This window comes from Duganella sp. GW822-FHT06D06 (assembly GCF_058799615.1).
Genome location: NZ_JBXALQ010000017.1, coordinates 1 through 23,112 on the forward strand (window position 1 = coordinate 1; position 23,112 = coordinate 23,112).

The window sequence follows — 23,112 nt, forward strand, 5'->3', positions numbered from 1 at the left end:
GCATCACGGCTTCATACATGCCTTCCCAATCCAGGCCGTCGGGCGACGGCGCCGAGGCTGGCGCGGCAACGGCTGCAGCCGGAGCAGCGACGGCGGCCGGGGCAGGCGCCGGCGCGGCGGCCTTGGCGGCCGGCGCATGCGCCGGCCCCGCGCTGGTCTTGCCCTCGATGGCGTCGGTCAGGATGACTTCCAGATCCTTGGGCATGGCCGACAGGCTGTCCGGCTCGGCGCCATTATTCAATTCGGCCAGCTGGTCGGCCACGAAGCCCGACGCCTGCAGCGCCGCCTCGATCGCGATCGGCGTCACCGGCGCGGCGCCGGTGCGCAGCGCGTCGAACAAGTTCTCGGTCAAGTGACATGCCGCCACCATCGCCGGCAGGCCCATGAAACCGGCGCCGCCCTTGATGGTGTGGAAGGAGCGGAACACCGCGTTCAATGTTTCTTTATTGTCCGGGTCGCGTTCGAGCCGCAGCAGATGCTCTTCAACGTTGACCGCAAGATCCATCGCCTCGACGACGAAATCCTTGAGCATATCGTCCATTAGAATCCCAGGTCAGCAAGCAGGTCGTCGACATTGTCCTGGTTCAGCGCTACGGCTGGAGCCGAAGGGCCGGACATCAGGGACACTTCTTTTTGCGCGATTTTCTCGCGTACCGCCGGTGGTGCATTGTCGCGCAGCAGTTCCGCCAGTTCGTGCTCCACCGTCTTGGTGATGGTCACCACTTTCTTGATCAGTTGGCCGGTGATGTCCTGGAAGTCCTGGGCCATCATGATTTCCAGCAGGCGGGCTTTTTCCGCCTCGGTGGCGATCGACACGGCGGCGGCGAACGCTTGCGAGTCGCCGGCCAGCTGCTTGAACTGGTCCAGGCTCAGCTTGCCTGCGAACAGGTCGGCCCAGCGGTTTTCCATTTCCTTGGATTTCTTCGACAGCACGTCCTGCTCCGGCATGCCTTCGTCCAGGGTGTTGAGCACCTTGTTGGCGGCTTGTTCGGTCAGGGTGGCGACGTATTCGAGGCGGTCCTGGGCGTCGTTGATCTGCGACGAGGCCTCGGTCAGCGCCTTGTCGTAGCCCAGTTCGCGCAGCGAATCGTGCAGCAGGCGCACGATGCCGCCCAGGCGTTCGAACATCGGCTTGTCTTCGCCTTCGGCGCCGGCTTCGGCCGGCGCCGCGGCGGGGGCGGCCACCGCAGCCGGGGCGGGAGCGGGAGCGGCGGGCGCTGCATCCGCAGGCCGCGCCGACGACACTTCGTCGAACAGGCTTTCCAGGTCATCCTCGGCGGAAGCAGGCGCTGGAGCGGGCGCTGCCGTCTTGCTTTGAGCGGACACTTCATCAAATAGTGCGTCGAAATCGTCAGCGGCGTTGGTCATAATCCCTGCTTCTCCATAATTTGTAAAATTGCTGCCCTAAACTTGCATGCTTGTGATGATGCTCGGCAATATAACGCTCTTGCCCGAGTGTAGCAGGGCGCAGCCAGATTATTCAATCCCAGAGTCGGGTCGCCTGCCCTGCGCTCCGGGTCCAAGCCAAGTTTCGTTGTATTTGGAGATACTAACATTGGTTAGATAGACAAAACACGCCTTGAGACACAAAAGTAGTGCTCTTGTGCAAAAAAAACAGGTAACAAGTATGAAAGCCAACACGGGTACCTTGGTGTAAAGCGCTTTCATTTGACAATCATCAAGTCTTTCCATAGCAACAATAATGTAAATCGGGGCTACAATTAAGAGCAGCCAGCTGGTTTTAAAAGGAGGTTCATCATGTACCGCAAAATCTTGATTACCACCGACGGTTCCGCCGTTTCCAGTAAAACCGCCTGCGCCGGGGTGGCCTTCGCCGAACAGATGAAGGCCGAAGTGCTGGTGCTGTTCGTGGCGCCCGAGTACCAATACCCGATTTATGTTGAAATCATCCCGCCCAGCTACCCCAGCGAGGACGAATACCGCAGCGCCATGTTGCGCGCCGGCAAGGAACATACGCAGGACGTGGTCGATTCCTGCGCCAGGCGCGGCGTGCCGTGCGAGGCATTGACTGCGTTTGCGGAAAGCGCGGCGCAAAAGATCGTCGATGTGGCGGAAAAACACCATTGCGACCTGATCTTCATGGGCTCGCATGGCCGCAGCGGCTGGGGCCAGCTGCTGCTGGGCAGCGTCACCAACAAGGTGTTGTCGCACGCGAAAACACCGGTGCTGGTGCACCGCCTGATCAAGGAGCCCGGCAGCAAATAAAACGCGGCCTGGGTACTTTTTGTAGTAAGATCATAAGATTATTTCTAACACAATAGTACTTACTTTTAATTACTTTTTCCTCCAAGCATCTCTATGATTCGAATTGTCATTGCCGACGACCACACCATCATGCGTGAAGGCCTCAAGCGCATCCTCGACGGCGCTCCCGACATCGACATCGTAGGCGAGGCCATCGACGGCTTCGAAGTGCTGGGCCATGTGCGCCAGGGCGGTTTCGACCTGCTGCTGCTGGACTTGTCCATGCCCGGCCGCAGCGGCGTCGACCTGATCCGCCAGATCAAGGCGGAGGCGCCCAAGCTCGCCATCCTGATCCTGACCATGCACGAGGAAGAACAGTACGCGGTGCGCGCCATCCGCGCCGGCGCCCAGGGCTACCTGACCAAGGAAAGCGCCGGCACCCAGCTGGTCGGCGCGATCCGCAAGGTCGCTTCCGGCCGCCCCTACATCAGCACCGAAGTCGCCGAGCAACTGGCGTTGAACATCATGATGCCCAACGAGAGCCTGTTGCATAAACAACTGTCGGACCGCGAATTCGAAGTCTTTTCGCTGTTGGTGGCCGGCAAGTCGATCACTGAAATCGCCAACAGCCTGCACCTGAGCGTCAAGACCGTCAGCACCCACAAGACCCGCATCATGCAGAAAATGGGCATGAGCTCGCTCTCAGAGATGGTGCAATATGCCGTAGCTCATCGTCTGTTGTCTCCCTTCAAGACCTGATTCCCCCGTCCGCCGTTAGGACAACTCCTACATTGCTGCGCTGGCTCCTACGTGCATATTCAGCCATTGCTGATATCTATCTCCCCCCCTCGTTGGCATACTGAAACCATACGATACATGCTGCACGGCTACAGAGTCGCAGCACGATGCCGTGCGACACCACAACAGGAAACCAAGCAGCGCGGCACAGCCCAGTTCCCGTCCTTTCAAAAAGCAATACCTGTACACAGGAGATCAACATGCTGTCTACGCAAACGTCTGAAATTCGCCCGGCCACCACTGCAACCATGCAGTCCTCGTCGATGGAGGCGGGCCGTCAGCGTCAGGGGCGGCTCTGGTCGAACCTGAAGGAAGTCTGCGATTTGTTGCACATCCCGGCGGCCTGTTCGGTCACCAACGAGGAATTGCTGTTCCAGCACGTGCAGTTCAAGACGGGCCAGCGCATCCACACCATCGGCCAGCCGTTCGACACGCTGTACATCGTCAACTCCGGTTTCCTGAAGACGGTGCTCATCGACGAGTTCGGCAACGAGCAGGTGCTCAGCTTCCCGATGAAGGGCGACATGCTGGGCGTGGACGGCATCCACACCCGCCACTATTCGTCCGAGGCGGTGGCCCTGTCCGACTGCGACCTGATACTGCTGCCGTTCAAGAAGCTGACGGCGCTGGGCCGGGTCCACCTGGAGCTGGAGAACATGATGTACGGCGTCATGAGCCGCGAGCTGGTGCGCGAGCAAGCGATGATCGGCATGCTGGGCGCGCTCAGCGCCGAGGCGCGCGTGGCGCGCTTCCTGGTGTCGCTGGCCGAGCGCTTCTCGCAGATGGGCTATTCCAGCAAGCTGTTCAACCTGCGCATGACGCGCCACGAGATCGGCAGCTACCTGGGCTTGACGCTGGAGACCGTCAGCCGCACGCTGTCGGCCTTCAACGAGATCGGCCTGATCAGCGTGGACCAGCGCACCATCGGCATCAAGGATCCGGAGGCGCTGAAAACCCTGCGCCGCCTGCCACCTTCGCGCACCCGCGCCAAGCAGCAGGCGGCCGCCAAGACCAAGGGCGCCGAGAGCGACGCCCCGGCGCAGTTGCTGGCGGCGCTGTGAGCTAAGCCGGCGCCCCGCCCGCCCGCGAACCCAGCTTGGGCCCGGTCACTCCTGCCGGGCTCTTTTTTTTATTCCCTCCACATGGCGACTGAATCACCCTTACATAACTCCTAAATAACACTTGCATTCCTTGCGTGCTTCCACAATAATGAATGCAAATACGAATCATTCTTATTTAAGGAGTTCCTGAGATGACCACCGCCCTGCCCGCCACCCCGCCCGCCATCACCATCCACGCCAAGACCGTCGCGACCGCGCCGGCGATCGCGCCGATCAAGCGCATCACCAGCGCCAGCCTGATGGAAGACGGCCGCGAAGTCGAGATCGAGCATTCGGGCCGCATCTACCGCCTGCGCATCACCCAGCTCAACAAGCTGATCCTGACCGCCTGAGGTCACCCTGGGCGCCGCCGCGCCCGCCCTGCCCGAGTAGCCAGCCGCAAGCCAGCCAGACTTCCTAACTGCAACCAGGAGCGTTTGATGGCCATAGACCGTAGCAATCCGATTTTTCTCGCCCCCTCCCATGGCGGACACAATCCAGAACTGATGCTGTCCGCCGTGCTGCATCTGATGTCGCACTACACCGCCGGCAGCGACGACGCCGGCGGCTGTGTCAAGCTGGCCTCGGTGATCGAACGCCACCTGAAGGCGCTGGCCAGCCTGCCGGACCTGGCGCCGGTGCTCAGCGCCACCTGCCAGCAATTGTCCGAGCAGTGGGCCGGCGTGGTCGAGCGCAATATGCACCTGCAGGAAAAGAGCAACTTCCTCAGCCGCATCATGGCGCGCGCGCGTAGCGCGCCGGCCACGGTCTAAGGAGAGCCTTGCCCATGTGCGACAAACACGATCCGCTGGCGGCCATCATCGCCGCCGCCATGCCGCAGGTGGCCGGCACGCTGGCGCCCGCCGCCAGCGCGCCGCCGCGCCGCGCCGAGCAGCAAGTGCTCAAGCCCGCCATCACCAGCGTCATGGAGGCGCTGCGGCCGCAGGACGACACGCACGCCTCGCGCCGCCGCCGGCTGTGGGAGCTGGGCCACGCCTGCCATTGTCCGCTGGTCGGCGTCGGCTTCCCGCTGGGCGTGTTGCGCAAGCTGGTGGACAAAGTCACGTCCGGCAAGGTGCTGGCCGACGACTATGAAGTGCACGTCGGCGCGGTCACCGAGTGCGGCAGCCGCAACCGTCTGTCGGAAGCGCTGCAAAAGGAACTGGAGCGCCGCTACGCCGCCGTGCTGCTGCGCTTCCGCGCCGCCAGGAGCTCCGCCCAGGTCGCCGAGCTGTGGAACACGGCGGTCGCCAACGGCGACGTCGCCGGCGCCTTCTGGGCCGGCCTGACGCATCCGCGCTGCAACGCCGAGCTGGAAGAGCAGATGTGCCGCGACCTGCACATGGTGCAGCACCAGGCCGGCGCCTGCGTGCGCGCCGACATCCACAAGTTCAACGCCGCGCTGGCCGACAACGCGCGCCTGGCGCACGACCTGGCCAAGGCCCAGCAACGCGCCGCCGCGCTGCTGGCCGACAAGAGCGCGGACGCCGAAAAGCACGCGGCCCAGCTGATGCAGCAACGCGCGCAGGCGGTCGGCAAGGACAGCATGATCGATTCGCTCAAGGCCGAGCTGGAGCAACTGCGCGAGTCCATTCCCGGCCTGGAGACCCGCGCCAAGCTGGCCGAGCGGCTGGTGCAGATGGATGAACGGGAACGCGCCATGCGCAACCAGATCACCGAGCTCAAGCTGGAACTGGCGAAGCTGCAGACGGCGGCCGAGCCGGCGCCGATACAGGAGGAAACGCGGCAGATCGTCGAGCACGTGATGCGGATGCCGCTCAGCCTGAACGACCGCGCGGTGCTGTGCGTGGGCGGACGCAGCGGCAACGTCGCCACCTACCGCGAACTGATCGAGCGCGAAGGCGCGCAGTTCGCCCACCACGACGGCGGCCTGGAGGACAACGCCAACCGCCTCGACGCCAGCCTGGCGGCGGCCGACCTGGTGATCTGCCAGACCGGCTGCATCAGCCACAGCGCCTACTGGCGGGTCAAGGACTACTGCAAGCGCACCGGCAAGCGCTGCGTGTTCATCGACAACCCCAGCATCTCCAGCCTGGCGCGCGGACTGGAGCAAGCGGGAGCAGAGTAACTACGCAAAAAAGCCCCATGTGGCTTTGCGGCGGCCTTGGCCGTCGCAAGCACACATGGGGCTTTTTGCGCTACCGGATCAACCGCTTAGAACGCCAACGTGCCGCTCATGTAGAAGGTGCGGCCCAGTTGGTCCGCGTAGCGTGGATCGAAGCCGACCTGGTGGCCCGACGAAGCGCGCAGCGACAGCGGCGGTTCGCGCCCCGCCAGGTTCTTCACACCCATGCGGATCGCCGCGGTCTTGGTCAGCGCCAGCTTGCCCTGCCAGTCGATCGTCAGGTACGACGGCACCCACAGGCGGATGCTCTCGTCCTTGCCGCTATCGACGTTGCGCACGGTCGCTTGCGCGTCCTGGTAGCCGTTGCGGTAGTTCGCGCTCAGCGTGTTGCTCACCTTGCCGGTATCGAGCGTCAGCGCGGCGCGCGCGATGTGACGGAAGGCCACCTTGTTGTCGACGCCGAAGAAGTTCAGGTCGCTGGTCCAGTCGCCGTCGGTGCCCGGACGGGTGTAGTCCGACTTCATCAGGTAGGTGCCGTTCAGGTTGGCCGTCAACTGGCCGAACGAGAACTTCCGGCGCCCCACCATGTCGTAGTCGATACCCTGGTTGTGGGTCTTGCCGATGTTGATCGACAGGCTCTTCATCGCCCAGTAGGTGTTGCCGGTCGACGGCTCGGTGAAGGTGCTGAACAGCTCGCGGAAGCGGGCCGGCGCGGCAAAGATCTGCTGCTCGCTGATCGACGACACGGCGTCGGTGATCTTCACATCCCACAGGTCGGCGCCGAACGAGAACGCGGCGCTAGGCTCGACGCGGAAACCGATCGAGTACTGCTTGGAACGCTCAGGCTTGAGGTTCTCGTTGCCGCCGGACAGCAGGTTGTACTGCACATTGCCGGTACGGCACAGATCGGTGCCGGGGAACGGGCAAGCATAGCTGTTGGACGTCACGCCGGCGCTGACCAGCGGCTGGCCGATGTCGAGCATGCTGGGCGCCTTGAAGCCGGTGCCGTAGGAAGCGCGCACCAGCATCGTCTTGACTGGCTGCCAGCGGGCCGACACCTTGTAGGTGCTGGCCGACTGGGTCTCGCCCATCTTGCGGTGCGCCAGCAGGTTGTCGATGCCGGCGATGCTGTCGTAGCGGCCGGCCACGGTCATTTCCAGCTCCTTGGTCAGCGGCGCCAGCAGCTCGCCGAACACGCCGTACGACGCGCGCTTCATGTCGTAGGCCGGCTGGGCGGTCAGGTTGTAGATCTTGCCGCCGGCCGCGTCTGCGGACGGGGTCTGCTGGTAGGCGTACTCGCGGTAGTCGGCGCCGATGCCCAGGTTGGCGGCGCCGCCCGGCAGCGCGAACACTTCACGCGAACCGTGCGCGTCCACACCCTTCAGGGTGGTCGACGCCTCGCGCACCGAGCCGCGGTAGATCGAGTTGGCGATCTGCGCCTTGGTGGCCTCGCTCTGGTTGCCGATCGGCGCGAACGGATTGAAGGCGTTGGTGGCCAACATGTCCTTGAATTCCCTGGTCATCGCATAGCCGCCGATATAGCGCTCGTCGAGCTTGTTGCGCGACCAGGTCAGGCCGGTGCCGAAGCTCCAGGCGCCGATCTCGCCGTCCGCGCCCAGCACCAGGTGCTGGGCGTCGGTCACGGTCTGGCTGTCGCGGGTGCCCCAGTCGTAGGTGCGGTAGCTGCCCGACACTTGCTTGACGTTGGCCGCTTGCGCGGCGCTCAGGTAAGGCAGCACGTAGCTGTTGTAGCGCTCCGAACCCGGCGCGATGGTGAACGGCGCGACGTTCTGCGCGATGCGCGCGGTCAGGTCCAGGCGCGACAGCGCCATTTCGGCGAACACGGTGACGTCGTCGCTGGCCTTGTACTGGGCCTTGGTGAAGAAGCTGTCACGCTTGTTCTGCGGCGAGATTTCCACCACCGGCGTGGAATCGAACGAGCAGTTGCGGGTGTCGTCCGTGTTGTTCAGGCTCAGATAGGTCTGCTTCGGGCAGCTGCCGTTCTGCAGCAGGTACGGGCTGAAGCCGATCGGCGCCAGGCCGTTGTTGAAGGTCACGCCGACGTTGGCCGGCGCGGCCGCCGGGCTGGTGCGGTCGTAGATGTAGTTGTGGCCGTTGTAGTTGAACGGGATGTAGGAGGTCGACGCGAACCAACGGTCGGTCGCCTTGACCGGGCTCTGCTCGTCGTGGCGGTAGGTCGCCAGGATGTTGTAGCGGTCTTCCTGCAGGTCGCCGAAGCCGTAGCTCAGGTTGGTGTTGTACGACTGGCCCGGACGGCCGCTGGTCGGCTGCGAGTACGTCGCGTCGATGGTGCCGCCGCGGGCGTTTTTCTTCAGGATGAAGTTGATCACGCCGGCGATCGCGTCCGAACCGTACAGGGCGGAAGCGCCGTCGGTCAGGATCTCGACCCGCTCAACCGCGCTCATCGGAATGGAGTTCAGGTTGATGGTGCTGCCCGAGCCGGTCGGCGCGATGCGGCGGCCGTCCAGCAGGACCAGGGTGTAGCTCTCGCCGATGTTGTGGATCGAGGCCGAGACGATGCCGCCCGAGTTCGAGCCGGCCGCGGTGGCGGCGATGCTGAAGCCCTGCATCGCCGGCAGCGATTGGATCAGGTCGGCTACGGTGGTGGCGCCGGTCTTGGCGATTTGTTCCTGCGACAGGCGCTGCACTGGCAGTGCGCCTTCCACGGCGATGCGCTTGATGCTCGAGCCGGTGATTTCGACCTTCTGCATGGCCTCGTCCGCAAAGGCCTGGCCGGCGATCAGTACGGTGCCGGTCAGCACGCTCAGGGCGATGCGCACGGAGCGTACGCCGATTTTTTCTTGCAATACCATTCAAACTCCCGAATAAAAACATAGAAATCGAGAGCAATACCAACAACGCTATCAGTCGAAGTGGCCAACATTGCTCTTCGATAAAGGAATTATCGGGCCTGACCGTGCAATATGGTACATAGTTGAAGCAAATTTAGAACAAACCTCACAAGTTCGCAATTCACGTCAATTTACAAAATTTTATTTCATTATTGTAAAATATTCCAATAAATAAAACGTAGTATTTTATTATCACCAGAACAATCGGATTTGCACCACATCGGTGCGTTGCAATAAAACATCAATAAACGTCGCGCCGATAGCGTCCGGCGGCGGCCAGCTGGTCCAGTGTTGCGCGGCCCAGCGCGGAGGCCAGCGCGGCGTCGACACCGGCCGCCATGCCCTCAAGGCTGCCGCACACATAGATGGCGCCGCCGGCCGCGATCCAGGCGCGCACCTCATCGGCCTGCTCGGCCAGCCGGTCCTGCACGTAGCGGCGCCCGGGCTGGTCGCGCGAGAACACCATGTCCAGTTTTTCCAGTTTGGCGTGCAGCTGCCAGCTCGCCAGGTCGTCGCGATAGTGGTAGTCGTGGGCTTCGTTGCGCTCGCCGAACAGCAGCCAGTTGCGGGGCCGCCCGCTCGCCGCGCGCGCCTTCAGGTGGCCGCGCAGGCCGGCGATGCCGCTGCCGTTGCCGATCAGGATCAGCGGCCGCTGCGCGTTGTCTTCCAGGCGGAAACGGCGGTGCTGGCGCAGGCGCAGCTGGATCGCCTGGCCCAGCCCGGCCTGCTGCGTCAGCCAGCCGGAGGCGGCGCCGTGGCTGCCGTCTGCGTGCGTGTGCAGGCGCACCAGCAAATGCACGCGGCCGTCGGCCGGTATCGAAGCGATCGAGTATTCGCGGGCGCGCTCGGGATCGGCCGGCGCCGATACCTGCACCAGGTCGCCCGACTCCCAGGCCGGCAGTGCGCCGTCCAGCGGTTCCAGTTCCAGGTGGTAGACCGGGGCGCCGGCGCTGCCCGGATTGAGCAAGGTGCGCGCGGCCAGGCGCCAGTCATCGAAAGCCGGCGCGCTCCAGTCCGGCGCATCGCTGGTGCCGGCCAGATGGCTGAGCTGCTGGCGCCAGGCGCCGATGGCCGCGGCCGAGCTGCGGTTGACCTCGATGCGCGGGAACAGGCTTTGCGCGCCCTGCGCCTGCAGCCACTGGTCCAGCGCGCGGCCGAAGCCGCAGAACTGGGCGTAGGCCTGGTCGCCCAGCGCCAGCACGGCGTAATGCAGTTGCGGCAGCGCCAGGCCGTTGATCATCAGGCGGCCGGCAAAGGCGGCGGCGGCGTCCGGCGCATCGCCCTCGCCGTAGGTGCTGACCAGGAACAGGATGCGCTCGGCGCGCTGCAAATCTTCGGCCTGCAGTTCGGACAGCTCGCTCATCTGCGCGGCAATGCCGGCCAGCCGCAGGGTCGCCAGCGTCTGCCCGGCCAGTTCTTCGGCGTTGCCGGTCTGGCTGGCGTAGGCGACGATCCAGCCGGGGGTGGCGGCCGCCTCGGCCCTGGCGCGCTGCGCGGCCGCGCGCTTGCGGCGGGTGCGCAGGTAGGGCGCCAGGCACACCAGCGCATAGCTCATGCCCAGGCTGGCTACCAGCATCAATCGGGTGGGGTCGTCGGTCCAGATCATTCGTCGAGCATGCTGCGTAAATGTGTACTCATGTGTTCGGTAAAACCGCCGTCGCGCCGGCGGACCAGGAAGCGCACCGCCAGCCCTTGCTGTTCGGCCAGGCGCAGGCCGGATTCGCAGCCCAGCACCGTCAGCGCGGTGGACCAGGCGTCGGCCGCCATGCATTGCGGATGGACCACGGTGACCGAGGCCAGGTCGTTGGCGATCGGCAGGCCGCTGCGCGGATCGATGGTGTGGGAATAGCGCTGGCCGTCCAGTTCGAAATAGCGGCGGTAGTCGCCCGAGGTCGCCACCGACAAGCCGTGCAGCGCCAGCACCAGTTCGTCCGGCTGCGGCGCGCCGTTACCGGCACTGGCCGCCACCTGCTCCAGCGCCACCCACCACGGCTGGCCGTCCGGCTTGACGCCGGCGCCGCGCAGCTCGCCGCCGACTTCGACCAGGCAGTGCGGGTAACCCTGGGTCTTCAGAAAATACGCCAGCCGGTCCACGCTGTAGCCCTTGGCCACGGCCGACAGGTCCAGCTGCACCCCGCCCGGCTGCCGGGCGCGGCGGCTTTCCCGCTCCAGCAGCACCGGCCGCGACGCCAGGACCGCGCCGATCTGCGCGGCCGACGGCGGCGTGAAATCCGGCTGATCGAACCTGCCGTGCGGGCCGAAGCCCCACAGGTTGACCAGCGCGCCGGCGCAGGGATCGTAGGCGCCGCCCGACTCGCGGGCGACGTCCAGCGCAAACGCCAGCACATCGAAAAACGCCGGCGGCAGTTGCCGCCAGCTGCCCGCCCCGGCGCGGTTGAAACGGCCGAGGTCGGAATCGCTTTCCCAGTGGCTCATCTCCGCCACCACCGCGTCCAGTTGCTGCTGCAGCCCTGGCTGCAGATGGGCGCACGCATCCTGCGGCGCGGCCACCAGCCGCACCGACCAGCTGGTGCCCATGCTGCGGCCGCCGAAATCGCGGATCACGCCGCCGGCGGGAGCCGGCTCGTCGGCGACGACATGGGGCAGCAAGACGCGACGCATAACGAGCTTATTGCGGCAGGATTTCCACGGTCGCCGCGTAGCTGACGCGACGTGGCGGCATCTGCGGCGGCTGGCCCGGCGCTTGCGGCACGGCGGCCGGCCAGGCGCTGCTGACCAGGTACATGCCCGCGGCCGGCAGCTCGAACGTCAGTTCGCCGTTGGCGTCGGTGTTCTTGCGCAGCTCGCCCAGCGTGCCGCGATGGCGCACGCCGCCCGGGATCAGGCTGAAGCCCTGGTTGGCGGCCGGTTTGCCGTCCAGCAGGAAACGCCAGGTGGCCTTCTCGCCCGCGCGCATATCGTTCGGATGCGTCACCGGCACCAGCTCCAGGCCGACGCCGGTCGGCTTGAACACCGCCAGGTCCGGCGTGCCGGTCGAGACGAAGGTCTCCAGGCGGCTGTTCATGCGGGTCAGCCTGACGTCGGTGGCATCGGCCGGCAGGTCCTTGACCAGCGTTTCCTCGGCGCCGCGGAAGCGTTTCAGCTCGCCTTCCTTGTTCTTGTAGCTGCCCATCACGCCCTGCGTCACCAGCGCGATCTTGTAGGTGCCGGACTTGGGCAGCTTGAGGTCGAAGGTGTTGCGCAGCTTGCCGTTGTTGACGTTTTCCATGGCCAGCTTGCCGCCGTCCGGGCCGGTGATGACGATGCCGTCCAGCTTGAGCGGCTGGTGGTCGATATCGAACAAGCCTTCGGAAATGGCGGCGTCCACGGTCAGCCAGGCTTCCTTGCCTTCGACCACGGTGGACGATGGCAGCAGCCACGGCTTGTGCGCCTGGGCGTTCAGCGAGACAGCCGACAGGCCGGCCAGCGCGACGGCGATAAACGATTTATACAGTTTCATGGACAGCCTTAAGGTTTGAGTTGTACCACCACGGCGCCCAGTTCTTCCTTGCCCTGGCCGCTCACGTTCTGCGCCGACTTCGGCGGCCATTGCAGCGGCACCTTGACGGCTTCGCGGCCGCCGGCTTCACGCGCCGCTTCCACCACCAGCGTGTACTGGCCGGCCGGCAGCTTGTCCAGCGCCGCTTTCGCGCCCGGGAAGGTCAGCGATTGTTCGCCCGGCGCCTTGGTCGCGCCGCTGACGCCGTCCATCGGCATTTCCACGTCGCGGCCGCTCTTGCGCCACCACTGGCGCACATCCTTGAGCCACTTGGTGCCGGCGTTGTCCTTCTTCTTGACGTCGTACAGCACGGCCAGGTTGGCGACCACCTTCTGGTCGGCGTTCTCCAGCCACGCGGCGATGTAGGGACGGTGGTATTCAGCCACGTTCAATTGCGGCACTTCGAGCTTGAGCGCCAGCTCGGCGCCCATGGCCGAGGCGCTGGCCAGCGGCAGACTGAGAGCGATGGAATAGCGTAGTTTCATGAGGGACCTGTCGTGAGTTTAATGAATGAACAGCAGTGCAATGACAAATGGAATCAAAATGCCCAGGCCCACCATCGGCCAGGTGAACGGCCGGTTGGCCGCGTGGAATTTCAAGATCAACAAGCCGGTGATGCAGAACACCAGGCAGGCGCCGGCAAAGATATCGATGAACCAGTTCCAGGCCGTGCCGGTGTTGCGGCCCTTGTGCACGTCGTTGAGCCAGGAGATCCAGCCGCGGTCGGTGTTTTCGAACTCGGCGGCGCCGTCTTCCAGCGCGATGCGCACCCAGGCGTCGCCGCCGGCCTTCGGCAGCGGCAGGTAGACTTCATCGGCGCTCCACTCGGCGATGCGGCCGCCGGCCTGCACCTTCCAGGTGGCGCGCAGCCATTGCTCGGCGGCGGCCGGCAGCGGCTCCCTGGCGCCGTCGTGCCCGGCGGCGTAGGCGCGCAGCTGCGCCGTCAGCGCGGCCGGCGCGGTGGCCTGCTGGCGCACGACGGCCGGCCTGGCCTCGATCTGCGTCGAATGGTTGAGCGTGATGCCGGTAATGCTGAACAGGAACATCCCCATCAAGCACATCGCCGAACTGATCCAATGCCATTGGTGCAGATGCTTGAGCCAAACGGCACGGCTGGCGTTGCGGGCGGAGGCTGCGGCTTGGGCGCTCAAGGGCTATCCTTAATTCGGTGAAAAGTAGATGATAATGATTATCATTTGCAAAGTCAATCGCCAGCATGTATCGCAAATGTAAAGCTACGTGCAGTTGCGCACGGTGCTCTCCCCGCGATACGGTTAAGGTGGGGCATAGCTCTGTCCACCAACCTCATGGAGGCGCATCATGCCGCTCTACAATCAGGAACAAATCGCCACGCTCACCGCCAAGATCAAGGATGTGCGCTTCGGCATGTTCACCACCTGCGACGACGAGAACATGCTCAGCAGCCGCCCGCTGGCGCCGCAGCAGATCGACAACGAAGGCAATCTGTGGTTTTTCACTGCGGACGATGCCGACTTTATCACCGCCATGCAGCAGCATCCCGGCGTCAACATCAGTTTTTGCGATCCGGCGGAGAAGCTGTACCTGTCGGTGAACGGCCAGGCCAGCCTGGTGAAGGATGGCGCCAAGGCGCGCGAGCTGTGGCGCCCGAAGCTGCGCAGCTGGTTTCCCGGCGGCCTGGACGACCCGCACCTGGCGCTGATACGGGTGCGCATCCAGACCGCCGAATATTGGGATGCCAGCGCCAGCAAGATGAAGCAGCTGTACGAGCTGGCCAGGGCCGCCATCGGCGGCCGCACGCCGCAGCAGACGGGGCCGCATACGACGATCTGCCTGTAACGCACACGACGAAAACCGCCCGCACGGAAACCTATGCGGGCGGCCAACTATCGCTCAGGGCTTAGGACTTGGAGCTGGAACCACCCGACGATCCCGAACGGCTGGAACCGCTGCGACCGCCTTTGCTATTGTCCTCCTGGTCGTCCTTGCCGCCGCTTTGCGCTGCGCTGCCCGGCGAGCTGCTCTGGCTGCTACGCGCATCGTTCTTGTGGCTCATGCTGCCGGCCCGGCGCGCTTCTTCGGACGTGAATTCGTGCGCCGTGCCTTTCTCGTGGGCCGCGCGGCCGCCTTCGGCCGCGATCTCACGCTGCTGTTGCGGGTCCATGGAAGCGAAGCCGCGCTTGCTGGTGTCCTTCTGCTGGCTGCCCGTCTTGTCGCCTTGCTTGCTGCCCTGGTCATTGCCCTGGTTCGAAGTCGCCATGATGCTCTCCTCGTGAAAACTACCGCTAACTGATCCTGCTTGCTACACAGGAGCAGTCATCGTAGTGCACGACCCAACCGCACAATATAGGACGCCTGCAGACAGCGACGTAGGACCATTCCGTGTACCAGTTGGTATGCCTAACCGAGTGTCCCTCACAACGCCGCCGCTTCAGACGGTGTCGATGAATTCCGTCATGAAGCACAGGTTGTCGTTCACCTCCTGATTGATGATGACCTGCTCGTCGCCCACCATCAGCATGGACTGGATCTCCGGCGACAGCCTTGGCGGCCCGTATGGCACTGCTCTTTCTCCGTTGCTCGATATTCTTTGTTTCCCCTGACGCGGTAGGACGGCGTTCTTTTTTCTGGTCGACATATATTATCCGTTTTCGATGGTCAACAAACGCGCGCGGCGCGCGGGCCGCGGCGCACTGACTCCAAGAGTAGCGCGAGCCGCGCGCACACGCCATCGGAGGCTGCCTACAACTTTCGTAGGACTGTCACGGAAAACGGCTAGGAGTCGCCAGTCAGGCGTTGAGTCCCTTCATGCCTTCCTGCGGATAGCGCGCGCCGGCGGCGATACCGGGCGGCAGCGCCGCGCCGATGCGGGCCAGCTCGTGCGCGTTGAGTTGCACGCGCAGCGCGCCCAGGTTCTCCAGCATGTAAGGGATGCGCTTGGTTCCCGGGATGGGGACGATGTCGTCGCCCTGCGCCAGCAGCCACGCCAGCGCCAGCTGGGCCGGCGTGCACCCCTTGCCGCCGGCGATCTCGCGCACGATGTCGACGATGCGCTGGTTGGCCGCCAGGTTTTCCCCGGCAAAGCGCGGGCTGAGCTTGCGGAAGTCACCCTCCTCCAGCGGCGCCACTTTGCCGGTCAGGAAGCCGCGGCCCAGCGGGCTGTAGGCGCAGAATACCGCGCCGACTTCGCGGCAGGCTTGCAGCACGCCGTCTTCCGGGTCGCGCGTCCACAGCGAGTATTCGCTTTGCACGGCGGCCACCGGATGCACGGCGGCGGCGCGGCGCAAGGTGGCGGGCGAGACTTCGCACAGGCCGATGCCGCCGATCTTGCCCTGGCGGACCAGTTGCGCCAAGGCTTCCATCGACGCTTCCAGCGGGGTTTCCGCCAGGTTCAAACGGTGTATATAGTATAAATCGATATGCTCGATATCGAGCCGGCGCAGCGAGGCCTCGCAGGCCGCGCGAATGTAGGCCGGCGAGTTGTCGACGCGACGCTCATAGTTGCCGGCCTTGCGCACCAGGCCGAACTTGGTGGCCAGCGTCACGTGCTCGCGCTTGCCGCGCAGGAAGCGGCCCAGCAGCTCTTCGTTGTGGCCGACGCCGTAGGTATCGGCCGTGTCGAACAGCGTGACGCCCGCCTCGTAGGCGGCCTCCAGCGTGGCCAGCGATTGCGCGTCGTCGGTGGCGCCATAGAACTCCGACATGCCCATGCAGCCCAAACCCAAACCCGATAATTTCTTCATGCTGAACTCCTTGTTGGTCGATGGAGACGAGTCTAGCCACTGTGCGCGCCGCACGGAATGTGCAAAATCGTGATACCTTTTTGGTATCATGAGAAAACTCGACACCAACGCACTACAGATGTTCGTCGCCGTGGCCCAGTGCCTGAACTTCCGCCAGGCCGCCGAGCAGTTGCACATGACGCAGCCGCCGCTGAGCCGCGCGGTGCGGCAGATGGAGGAGCGCCTCGGCGTCAAGCTGTTCGAGCGCGACACCCAGCATGTGGCGCCGACGCCGGCCGCCATCGAACTGCTGCCGCGCGCGCTGCGCATCCTGGCGCTGCTGGACCAGGCCGAACAGGCGCTGCAGACGCGCCAGCCCGCCATGCGGCTGCGGCTGGGCATGACATCGTCGATGGAGGCCGACCTGTACCGCGCCTTCACCGACGGCGTCTCGGCCGCGCTCGGCGACGGCGACGGGGCGGCGCTCGACACCGTGTTCGACGCCTCGCCGCGCCTGGTCGCCCGCCTGCGCGCGCGGCGGCTGGACGCGGCCATCATCGCGCTGCCGACCAAGACCTTCGAGCTGCCCGTGCTGCAACTGGGCAAACAGCCGATGCTGGTGGCGCTGTCGAGCCGCCATCCGCTGGCCAGGCGCCGCCGCCTGGCGCTGGCCGACCTGCAAGAGCAGCCGGTGTACTGGTTCGAACGGGCGCGCCAGCCGGCCTTCTTCGACCACTGCCACGCGGTGTTCCGCAAGCACGGCTTCGCCCCGCGCTTCCTGCTGGAGCCGCACGACCATCACGTGCTGCTGAGCGACGTGGCGGCCGGCAAGGGCATGGCGCTGTTGCCGGCCTCGTTCGCGGCGATCAGCCGCAGCGGCGTGGCCTACCGCAAGCTGAAGGAAGGCGACCAACTGGCCGCCGGGCTGGGCCTGATCGTCGCCGAAGGCCACCCGGCCGCCGCCCTGCTGCGCCGGCTGGCGAGCGAGACCCTGGGCTAGTCCTGGGCCGATAAGCAGCGCGTCGGCGCCGAAACGGCTACCATATCGTCCTGGAAAATTTTTCTTAAAAGATCATCATGACTTTCACCCTCAGCGACACCGCCTACGGCACCGATACGCCCGAAGCCAAACGCGCCATGTTCGACGACCTGCGCTCGCAGCTGACCGGCCTGGTGCACGGCGAAAGCGACCTGATCGCCAACACCGCCAACTTCAGCTCGCTGGTGTTCAACAGCATGCCGGGCCTGAACTGGGCCGGCTTCTACTTCCTCAAGGGCGACGAGCTGGTGCTGGGACCGTTCCAGGGCAAGCCGGCCTGCATCCGCATCAAGAAAGGCCGCGGCGTCTGCGGCACCACCGTAGTGGAAGGCAAGTCCATCGTCGTGGCGGACGTGCACGCCTTCCCCGGCCACATCGCCTGCGACGTCAACTCGCGTTCCGAGCTGGTGGTGCCGGTGCGCGGCGCCGGCGGCGAGATCGTCGGCGTGTTCGACCTCGACAGCCCGCTGCCGAACCGCTTCGACCAGACCGACGCCGACGGCATCGAAGCCCTGGTCAAGATCCTCGAAGCCACGCTGGCTTAAAAAGACATGGTCCTGGTGCGCCGGGACTATTTTTTCACTTGCCAACAGACCGACCGGTCTGTACAGTGGAACCATGACCACACTACCTACCCGAGACCGGCTGATCCGCGCCATGGGCAACGCCTTGCAGCACAAGGGCTTGCACGGCGTCGGCCTCAGCGAAATCCTTGCCCTCGCCGACACGCCCAAGGGCGGCTTGTACCACCACTTCCCCGGCGGCAAGACCGAGCTGGCGGTGGCGGCCATCGAACAGCAGGTGGCCGATCTGTGCGCCCTGCTCGACAAACTCTTGCCCGGCGCCGATCCGGTGGCGGCGCTGGAACTGTGGATCGCCCGCGCCCAACAAGGCCTGGCCGCCAGCGGCTTCCAGCGCGGCTGCCCGCTGGCCACGGTGGCGCTGGAATCGTCGGTGGAGGACGTCGCCATCCGCCAGGCGCTGGCCGCCGGCTTTGCCGCCATCCGCGCCCGGCTGGCGCTCGCTTTCGAAGCCTCGGGCAGGATCGCCGACGCCGCCGGGCTGGCCGCGCTGATCGTGGCCGCCTACGAAGGCGCGCTGCTGCAAGCGCGCGTGGCCGGCAGCGTGGCGCCGATGGAACTGGTCAGCGCCGCCCTGTTCCCCCTGCTGCGCGCTCAACTACAAGGACACCGCAATGACCAAGCAAACGACTGAGCAACTTACCCTCCACGCGGCCGACGGCTACCCCATCGTCGCCACGCTCTACCCCGCCGCCGGCGCGACGCTGGCCCATCTGGTCGTGGCCAGCGCCACCGGCGTGCCGCAGGGCTACTACCGCCGCTTCGCCGAGTTCGCCGCCACGCGCGGCTACCGCGTGCTGACCCTGGACTATCGCGGCATCGGCCTGTCCAGGCCGGCCACGCTGAAGGGCTTCGCAGTGGATTTCCTGGACTGGGGCCGGCTCGACCTGGCCGCCGCCGTCGAGCACATGGCCAGCGACGACGCGCCCTTGCTGCTGGTCGGCCATTCCTACGGCGGCCACGCGCTCGGGCTGCTGCCCAACCAGCACAGGATCGCCGCCAGCTATCTGTTCGGCACCAGCGCCGGCTGGCACGGCTGGATGCCGCCGCTGGAACGGGCCAAGGTCTGGTTCACCTGGAATTTTCTCGGTCCGCTGCTGACGCGCTGGCACGGCTATCTGGCGTGGAGCAAGCTGGGCATGGGCGAGGACTTGCCGCTCAGCGTCTACCGCCAATGGAAAGGCTGGTGCCGCTACCCGCACTACTTCTTCGACGATCCCAAGATGCACGGCATCCGCGGCAGCTACGACCGGGTGCGCACGCCGGTGCTGGCGATCAACTCGCTGGACGACCTGTGGGCCGGCCCGGCCTCGCGCGACGCCTTCATGGCCGGCTACCGCAACGCCCGCGTCACCCGCGTGACCATCGACCCGGCCCGCGCCGGCATCGGCGCGATCGGCCACATGGGCTACTTCAAGGCCAAGGCGCAACCGCTGTGGGAAGACGCGCTGGGCTGGTTTCAGACCGAGCTGAGCTCCGCCACGAAGTCGTAGGCATCGCCGCGGAAATACGAGCGGCAAAACTCCACCACCCGGCCGTCGGACAGGAAGCCCAAGCGTTCGACGGCCAGTCCCGCATCCGCCTCCCGCGCCTCCAGCAGGCGCGCCTGCTCCGCGCTCAACAGCAAGGCCGACAGCCGCTGCACGGCCCGCACCGGCCGGTTGCCGCTGCGGTTCAGCGCCTCGTACATCGATTTATCCACCGACTCCAGCGACGCCAGGCAGTCGCCCGGCACCGTCGCGTATTCCACGCACATCGGCGTCGCATCGGCAAAGCGGATGCGGTGAAAGCGGTACACCTGCTCGCCCGGAGCGAGGCGCAGCCGCGCCGCCTCTTCGCAGGTGGCGGCGCCGGCGCTGCGCTCCAGCCAGGTGCTGCTGGGCTGCCGGCCGCGTGCCCGCATGTCCTCGGAAAATGAACTGAGCTTGGAAAAATTCTGCTCGATGCGGGTGTGGTTGATGAAGTTGCCCGATCCGGGACGCCGCACCAGCAAGCCTTCCGCCACCAGACCGTCGAGCGCCTTGCGCACCGTTAGCCGCGACACATTCAAGTCGCTGGCCAGCTTGCGCTCCGGCGGCAGGGCGTCGTCCGGCAACAGCACGCGCTGGGCGATGGCCTCGCGCAAGGCCCGCTGCAACTGGTGATACAGCGGCAGGCTGCTGGTATCGCCGAGCACTTTCATGATGTTGGTCAATGTCACCATACGACTCCTTTTGCCCTACTCCAGTACCAATTAAGTACCAAAAATTGATGGTCGTCTTGAGTTATTTTTAACATTTCGCACCAAACAGGTGAATACTAAGCGATTTTTTGTCTAAAAAACACCACAAGCTTGTTATTTTTTACAACTGGTAGCGCTTTGGTATCATTGTTTACAGTATATTGGCATCGAACTGGTTTGGTTGTTTGGTTTGCAAGGGGGAATCTTGCGAAAGATTCATCATCACAAGAAGTGAACAGGCCCGTCCTGGGCCGCTAGGAGATTTGCAATGACGTTTCAACAGTACGCAGCAACGAACGCCACCTCGGCCCGCGCCGGCCTGACACCGATCGCCGCCGCAGTCGGCATGATGATCGCCGCCGCCTTCTACGCGACGCCGGCGCTGGCGCAACAGGCGACGCCGCCGGCCGACGCGCCCACCGCCGTCGTGACCGTTTCGGGCGTACGCGCCGCCCTGGAACAGTCGCTGAAGCAAAAACGCAATGCCGACTCGGTGGTCGAGGTGGTGACTGCGGAAGACATCGGCAAGATGCCCGACAAGAACGTCGCCGACGCCATCCAGCGCCTGCCCGGCGTGAACATCCAGTCGTCGGCCGGCGGCGAAGGCGGCTTCGGCGAGAACGATCGCGTCAGCCTGCGCGGCACCAGCCCATCCCTACAACAAACCCTGTTCAACGGCCACGCCATCAGCACCGGCGACTGGTTCGTACTGAACCAGTTCGGCGGCAACGTCGGCCGTTCCAGCAGCTTCTCGCTGCTGCCGTCCGAGCTGGTCAGCTCGATCGTGGTGCATAAATCGCAGACCGCCGACCTGGTCGAAGGCGGCGTGTCCGGCGCCATCAACGTCATCACCCGCCGTCCGCTGGAATTCAAGAAGGCGCTGACGCTGGAAGCGTCGGTGCAGGCGGTGTACAACGATCTGTCCAAGAAAACCGAACCGCAATTTTCCGGTCTGTTCGCCTGGAAAAACGACACCAACACCGCCGGCGTGCTGGTGCAGGCCTTCTCCGAAAAAACCACGGTGCGCCGCGATGGCCAGGAAGTACTGGGCTATGTGACGGTCGGCAAGAACAGCGCGGCCGCCAAGGCCAATCCGGCGCTGGCAGGCATGTACGTGCCGACCTTCATCGGCGCCTCGCTGTTCGAGCAAAAGAAAAAACGTGAAGGCGGCGCCTTCGACGTCGAGTTCAAGCCGTCGAAAGACCTGACGCTGGACTTGAACGGCTTCTACTCCAAGCTGGACGCACCGCACCAGAACACCAACTGGCTGGCGGCGCCGGGCAACTCCTTCAATCGCGACAACCGGGTGCCAACCAGCGTCACCACCAAGGGCAACACCATCACCGGCGCTTCCTTCGCCACCAACTCGGGCGAGGTCGACAACATCTACCGTCCGGACGCCGGCGGCGAAGCCTACTACGTCGATTTCAACTTCCGCTACCGCGCCACGCAGGACCTGACTCTCAGCGGCAAGGCCGGCATGACCCACGGCGAAGGCTGGGACCATGGCGACGTCTACTACCAGAACAATGTCAGCGGCGGCATGAGCTACCAGTTGAACGGCCTGAGCCCGGCCACCGTCTCGTATCCCGGCGGCGTGACCACTTCGCCGGGCAGCACCGCCTGGGGCGGCGGCGGCGAGTCGCAATCGATCGACAAGGAACACTACGCCCAGCTGGACGGCGAGCTGCGCATCAGCCAGGGCGTGCTCGATTCGATCAAGTTCGGCGTCCGCGCCACCGACCACAAACGCAGCGCCGAGCACCCGCTGGAATCCAGACTGGGCCCATTGGGCGAAACCAATCCCGGCCCGGCCTGGAGCGGCCAGCAGTATCCGAGCGACTTCGCCTCCAACCTGGGCGGCGGCCTGTCGTCGGCCTACTTCCGCTACGACGGCGCGGCGCTGGGCGCCTGGGGCGCGGTACCGGGCAACCGCGTGCTGGACTTCGTGGCCCGCCACAACTGGCAGGATGAATTCAAGGTCAACGAGAAGACCACCGCGCTGTACGGCATGGCCAACCTGGCCGGCGACAGCTGGAGCGGCAACGTCGGCCTGCGCGGCGTGCGCACCAAGCAGACCTCGATCGTCAACCTGTCCGGCGGCACCAAGCCGATCGTCGGTTCGGCCTTCGGCCCCTACACCCCGACGACTTTCGAACGCACCTACAACGACGTGCTGCCTAGCGCCAACGTCAAGGTCGACGTGAACCAGGACCTGGTGGTGCGCGGCGCGTTGGCACGGGCGATCTCGCGTCCCGACTACAGCGCGCTGGGTGGCTCGGTGTCGCTGAACGACGATGCGCTCAGCGCTTCCGGCGGCAACGTCAAGCTCGACCCGGTCCGCTCCAACAACGCGGAAGTCAGCGCCGAGTGGTACTTCGCGCCGAAATCCTCGCTGTCGGCAGGCTTGTTCTACATGGACCTGGTGTCGGTGGTGGCGCAGGGCGGCAGCGTGGGCACCTTCTTCAACAACAAGCAAAGCAAGATGACGGAGTACCAGATCACCTCGCCTTACACCACCAGCGGCAAGAACAAGGGCGTGGAGCTGAGCTACCAGCAGCCTTTGTTCAGCAGCTTCGGCGTGCTGGCCAACTACACCTACGCCGATGGCAAGCTGGCCGACGGCACCGCGCTGCTGAACTCCTCGAAGAGCACCTACAACATCACCGGCTTCTACGAGGATGCCAAGTTCAGCGCGCGTTTGGCTTACAACTATCGTTCCAGCTACAAGGCTGGCGTGGACCGTGGCGCCGCCCAGCACGTGAAGGGCGCGGGCAACCTGGCAGGCTCGTTGAACTACAAGATCAACGAGCAGCTGTCGATCACCTTCGACGCGCTGAACCTGACCAACACCACCATCAAGATGTACGCGGAAACGCCCGACCAGCCGCGCGCACTCTACTCGAACGGCCGCACCTTCTACCTGGGTCTGCGCGCCAAGCTGTAATCGCTGGGTTGTAACGAGCTTGTTGTACCAAGGTTTGCTGGCCCTCACTCCCGTGGGGCCAG

Annotated in this window: 24 protein-coding genes; 12 read left to right on the forward strand and 12 right to left on the reverse strand. The window is 64.9% G+C overall.

The features are described from left to right. Both AC1RMD_RS24665 and AC1RMD_RS24670 read right to left on the reverse strand, forming a co-directional pair. Positions 1-541 (reverse strand): Hpt domain-containing protein (locus tag AC1RMD_RS24665; protein ID WP_492930346.1); only part of this gene is annotated, 541 nt, incomplete at its 3' end. Further along, positions 541-1,368, reverse strand: a complete 828-nt coding sequence (locus AC1RMD_RS24670; RefSeq protein ID WP_492930348.1) for a protein phosphatase CheZ — start codon at positions 1,366-1,368, stop codon at positions 541-543. The genes AC1RMD_RS24665 and AC1RMD_RS24670, both read right to left, overlap by 1 nt. 390 nt (positions 1,369-1,758) lie before the next feature. On the opposite strand from AC1RMD_RS24670, the gene AC1RMD_RS24675 reads away from it, so the two are divergent. The 6 genes from AC1RMD_RS24675 to AC1RMD_RS24700 all read left to right on the forward strand — a co-directional run bounded on the left by AC1RMD_RS24675 (position 1,759) and on the right by AC1RMD_RS24700 (position 6,192). Beyond that, positions 1,759-2,226 (forward strand): universal stress protein, encoded by a 468-nt coding sequence (locus AC1RMD_RS24675; protein WP_492930350.1) that lies wholly within the window; start codon positions 1,759-1,761, stop codon positions 2,224-2,226. Positions 2,227-2,319: 93 nt separating this feature from the next. After that, positions 2,320-2,964, forward strand: coding sequence for a response regulator (locus tag AC1RMD_RS24680; protein WP_008450985.1), 645 nt, complete (start codon positions 2,320-2,322; stop codon positions 2,962-2,964). Positions 2,965-3,266: 302 nt separating this feature from the next. After that, the gene (locus AC1RMD_RS24685; protein WP_492930593.1) at positions 3,267-4,064 is read left to right on the forward strand and encodes a Crp/Fnr family transcriptional regulator; all 798 of its coding nucleotides are present in this window, start codon (positions 3,267-3,269) and stop codon (positions 4,062-4,064) included. 191 nt (positions 4,065-4,255) lie between these two features. Then, positions 4,256-4,456 carry a hemin uptake protein HemP gene (gene hemP, locus AC1RMD_RS24690; RefSeq protein ID WP_492930352.1) on the forward strand — a complete coding sequence of 67 codons (201 nt, stop codon included), beginning with the start codon at positions 4,256-4,258 and terminating at the stop codon, positions 4,454-4,456. A gap of 87 nt (positions 4,457-4,543) precedes the next feature. Then, complete coding sequence (locus AC1RMD_RS24695; RefSeq protein ID WP_492930354.1) at positions 4,544-4,876, forward strand: hypothetical protein; 333 nt, start codon at positions 4,544-4,546, stop codon at positions 4,874-4,876. Positions 4,877-4,890: 14 nt separating this feature from the next. Continuing rightward, positions 4,891-6,192 carry a DUF2325 domain-containing protein gene (locus AC1RMD_RS24700; protein WP_492930356.1) on the forward strand — a complete coding sequence of 434 codons (1,302 nt, stop codon included), beginning with the start codon at positions 4,891-4,893 and terminating at the stop codon, positions 6,190-6,192. Positions 6,193-6,278: 86 nt separating this feature from the next. Here the strand turns inward: AC1RMD_RS24700 and AC1RMD_RS24705 are convergent, their stop codons facing one another. The 6 genes from AC1RMD_RS24705 to AC1RMD_RS24730 form a co-directional block, all read right to left on the reverse strand. Beyond that, a complete protein-coding gene (locus AC1RMD_RS24705; protein WP_492930358.1) occupies positions 6,279-9,023 on the reverse strand; it encodes a TonB-dependent receptor in 2,745 nt (914 codons plus the stop codon). A 280-nt stretch (positions 9,024-9,303) separates the two neighbouring features. After that, the gene (locus tag AC1RMD_RS24710) at positions 9,304-10,668 is read right to left on the reverse strand and encodes a sulfite reductase subunit alpha (RefSeq protein ID WP_492930360.1); all 1,365 of its coding nucleotides are present in this window, start codon (positions 10,666-10,668) and stop codon (positions 9,304-9,306) included. After that, on the reverse strand, positions 10,665-11,684 hold the full coding sequence (locus AC1RMD_RS24715) for an FAD:protein FMN transferase (RefSeq protein WP_492930362.1): 1,020 nt from the start codon (positions 11,682-11,684) through the stop codon (positions 10,665-10,667). The genes AC1RMD_RS24710 and AC1RMD_RS24715 overlap by 4 nt, the downstream gene beginning before the upstream one ends. 7 nt (positions 11,685-11,691) lie before the next feature. Further along, complete coding sequence (locus tag AC1RMD_RS24720; protein WP_492930364.1) at positions 11,692-12,522, reverse strand: DUF4198 domain-containing protein; 831 nt, start codon at positions 12,520-12,522, stop codon at positions 11,692-11,694. Positions 12,523-12,530: 8 nt separating this feature from the next. Next, positions 12,531-13,046: a DUF2271 domain-containing protein gene (locus tag AC1RMD_RS24725; protein WP_492930366.1), complete on the reverse strand. Its 516-nt coding sequence runs from the start codon at positions 13,044-13,046 to the stop codon at positions 12,531-12,533. An 18-nt stretch (positions 13,047-13,064) separates the two neighbouring features. After that, the gene (locus tag AC1RMD_RS24730; RefSeq protein WP_492930368.1) at positions 13,065-13,712 is read right to left on the reverse strand and encodes a PepSY-associated TM helix domain-containing protein; all 648 of its coding nucleotides are present in this window, start codon (positions 13,710-13,712) and stop codon (positions 13,065-13,067) included. A gap of 169 nt (positions 13,713-13,881) precedes the next feature. Between AC1RMD_RS24730 and AC1RMD_RS24735 the strand changes: the two genes are divergently transcribed. Further along, complete coding sequence (locus AC1RMD_RS24735) at positions 13,882-14,379, forward strand: pyridoxamine 5'-phosphate oxidase family protein (protein ID WP_492930370.1); 498 nt, start codon at positions 13,882-13,884, stop codon at positions 14,377-14,379. Between the two features lie 61 nt (positions 14,380-14,440). Here AC1RMD_RS24735 and AC1RMD_RS24740 read toward each other — a convergent pair whose 3' ends face one another. The 3 genes from AC1RMD_RS24740 to AC1RMD_RS24750 all read right to left on the reverse strand — a co-directional run bounded on the left by AC1RMD_RS24740 (position 14,441) and on the right by AC1RMD_RS24750 (position 16,283). Further along, positions 14,441-14,800, reverse strand: a complete 360-nt coding sequence (locus AC1RMD_RS24740) for a KGG domain-containing protein (RefSeq protein ID WP_492930372.1) — start codon at positions 14,798-14,800, stop codon at positions 14,441-14,443. A gap of 171 nt (positions 14,801-14,971) precedes the next feature. Beyond that, positions 14,972-15,103 carry a hypothetical protein gene (locus AC1RMD_RS24745; RefSeq protein WP_492930374.1) on the reverse strand — a complete coding sequence of 44 codons (132 nt, stop codon included), beginning with the start codon at positions 15,101-15,103 and terminating at the stop codon, positions 14,972-14,974. Between the two features lie 226 nt (positions 15,104-15,329). Beyond that, positions 15,330-16,283, reverse strand: coding sequence for an aldo/keto reductase (locus tag AC1RMD_RS24750; protein ID WP_492930376.1), 954 nt, complete (start codon positions 16,281-16,283; stop codon positions 15,330-15,332). An 88-nt stretch (positions 16,284-16,371) separates the two neighbouring features. Here AC1RMD_RS24750 and AC1RMD_RS24755 point away from each other — a divergent pair, with 88 nt between their 5' ends. The 4 genes from AC1RMD_RS24755 to AC1RMD_RS24770 all read left to right on the forward strand — a co-directional run bounded on the left by AC1RMD_RS24755 (position 16,372) and on the right by AC1RMD_RS24770 (position 19,375). After that, complete coding sequence (locus AC1RMD_RS24755; RefSeq protein WP_492930378.1) at positions 16,372-17,262, forward strand: LysR family transcriptional regulator; 891 nt, start codon at positions 16,372-16,374, stop codon at positions 17,260-17,262. A gap of 77 nt (positions 17,263-17,339) precedes the next feature. After that, positions 17,340-17,846 carry a GAF domain-containing protein gene (locus AC1RMD_RS24760; protein ID WP_492930380.1) on the forward strand — a complete coding sequence of 169 codons (507 nt, stop codon included), beginning with the start codon at positions 17,340-17,342 and terminating at the stop codon, positions 17,844-17,846. A 73-nt stretch (positions 17,847-17,919) separates the two neighbouring features. After that, entirely contained in the window at positions 17,920-18,516 is a 597-nt protein-coding gene (locus tag AC1RMD_RS24765; protein ID WP_492930382.1) for a TetR/AcrR family transcriptional regulator, read from the forward strand. Continuing rightward, positions 18,497-19,375, forward strand: a complete 879-nt coding sequence (locus AC1RMD_RS24770) for an alpha/beta hydrolase family protein (protein WP_492930384.1) — start codon at positions 18,497-18,499, stop codon at positions 19,373-19,375. Before AC1RMD_RS24765 ends, AC1RMD_RS24770 begins: the two co-directional genes overlap by 20 nt. Here AC1RMD_RS24770 and AC1RMD_RS24775 read toward each other — a convergent pair. Then, positions 19,342-20,085, reverse strand: a complete 744-nt coding sequence (locus AC1RMD_RS24775; protein WP_492930386.1) for a GntR family transcriptional regulator — start codon at positions 20,083-20,085, stop codon at positions 19,342-19,344. The genes AC1RMD_RS24770 and AC1RMD_RS24775 overlap by 34 nt on opposite strands. A 286-nt stretch (positions 20,086-20,371) precedes the next feature. On the opposite strand from AC1RMD_RS24775, the gene AC1RMD_RS24780 reads away from it, so the two are divergent. Next, positions 20,372-23,050 (forward strand): TonB-dependent receptor, encoded by a 2,679-nt coding sequence (locus AC1RMD_RS24780; RefSeq protein ID WP_492930388.1) that lies wholly within the window; start codon positions 20,372-20,374, stop codon positions 23,048-23,050. The last annotated feature ends 62 nt before the right edge of the window (positions 23,051-23,112 follow it).

Coding starts and splice junctions, on each gene's coding strand:
- AC1RMD_RS24670 (WP_492930348.1), bottom strand. CDS start 1,368: ATGACCAACGCCGCTGACGATTTCGACGCACTATTTGATGAAGTGTCC.
- AC1RMD_RS24675 (WP_492930350.1), top strand. CDS start 1,759: ATGTACCGCAAAATCTTGATTACCACCGACGGTTCCGCCGTTTCCAGT.
- AC1RMD_RS24680 (WP_008450985.1), top strand. CDS start 2,320: ATGATTCGAATTGTCATTGCCGACGACCACACCATCATGCGTGAAGGC.
- AC1RMD_RS24685 (WP_492930593.1), top strand. CDS start 3,267: ATGGAGGCGGGCCGTCAGCGTCAGGGGCGGCTCTGGTCGAACCTGAAG.
- hemP (WP_492930352.1), top strand. CDS start 4,256: ATGACCACCGCCCTGCCCGCCACCCCGCCCGCCATCACCATCCACGCC.
- AC1RMD_RS24695 (WP_492930354.1), top strand. CDS start 4,544: ATGGCCATAGACCGTAGCAATCCGATTTTTCTCGCCCCCTCCCATGGC.
- AC1RMD_RS24700 (WP_492930356.1), top strand. CDS start 4,891: ATGTGCGACAAACACGATCCGCTGGCGGCCATCATCGCCGCCGCCATG.
- AC1RMD_RS24705 (WP_492930358.1), bottom strand. CDS start 9,023: ATGGTATTGCAAGAAAAAATCGGCGTACGCTCCGTGCGCATCGCCCTG.
- AC1RMD_RS24710 (WP_492930360.1), bottom strand. CDS start 10,668: ATGATCTGGACCGACGACCCCACCCGATTGATGCTGGTAGCCAGCCTG.
- AC1RMD_RS24715 (WP_492930362.1), bottom strand. CDS start 11,684: ATGCGTCGCGTCTTGCTGCCCCATGTCGTCGCCGACGAGCCGGCTCCC.
- AC1RMD_RS24720 (WP_492930364.1), bottom strand. CDS start 12,522: ATGAAACTGTATAAATCGTTTATCGCCGTCGCGCTGGCCGGCCTGTCG.
- AC1RMD_RS24725 (WP_492930366.1), bottom strand. CDS start 13,046: ATGAAACTACGCTATTCCATCGCTCTCAGTCTGCCGCTGGCCAGCGCC.
- AC1RMD_RS24735 (WP_492930370.1), top strand. CDS start 13,882: ATGCCGCTCTACAATCAGGAACAAATCGCCACGCTCACCGCCAAGATC.
- AC1RMD_RS24740 (WP_492930372.1), bottom strand. CDS start 14,800: ATGGCGACTTCGAACCAGGGCAATGACCAGGGCAGCAAGCAAGGCGAC.
- AC1RMD_RS24750 (WP_492930376.1), bottom strand. CDS start 16,283: ATGAAGAAATTATCGGGTTTGGGTTTGGGCTGCATGGGCATGTCGGAG.
- AC1RMD_RS24755 (WP_492930378.1), top strand. CDS start 16,372: ATGAGAAAACTCGACACCAACGCACTACAGATGTTCGTCGCCGTGGCC.
- AC1RMD_RS24760 (WP_492930380.1), top strand. CDS start 17,340: ATGACTTTCACCCTCAGCGACACCGCCTACGGCACCGATACGCCCGAA.
- AC1RMD_RS24765 (WP_492930382.1), top strand. CDS start 17,920: ATGACCACACTACCTACCCGAGACCGGCTGATCCGCGCCATGGGCAAC.
- AC1RMD_RS24770 (WP_492930384.1), top strand. CDS start 18,497: ATGACCAAGCAAACGACTGAGCAACTTACCCTCCACGCGGCCGACGGC.
- AC1RMD_RS24775 (WP_492930386.1), bottom strand. CDS start 20,085: ATGGTGACATTGACCAACATCATGAAAGTGCTCGGCGATACCAGCAGC.
- AC1RMD_RS24780 (WP_492930388.1), top strand. CDS start 20,372: ATGACGTTTCAACAGTACGCAGCAACGAACGCCACCTCGGCCCGCGCC.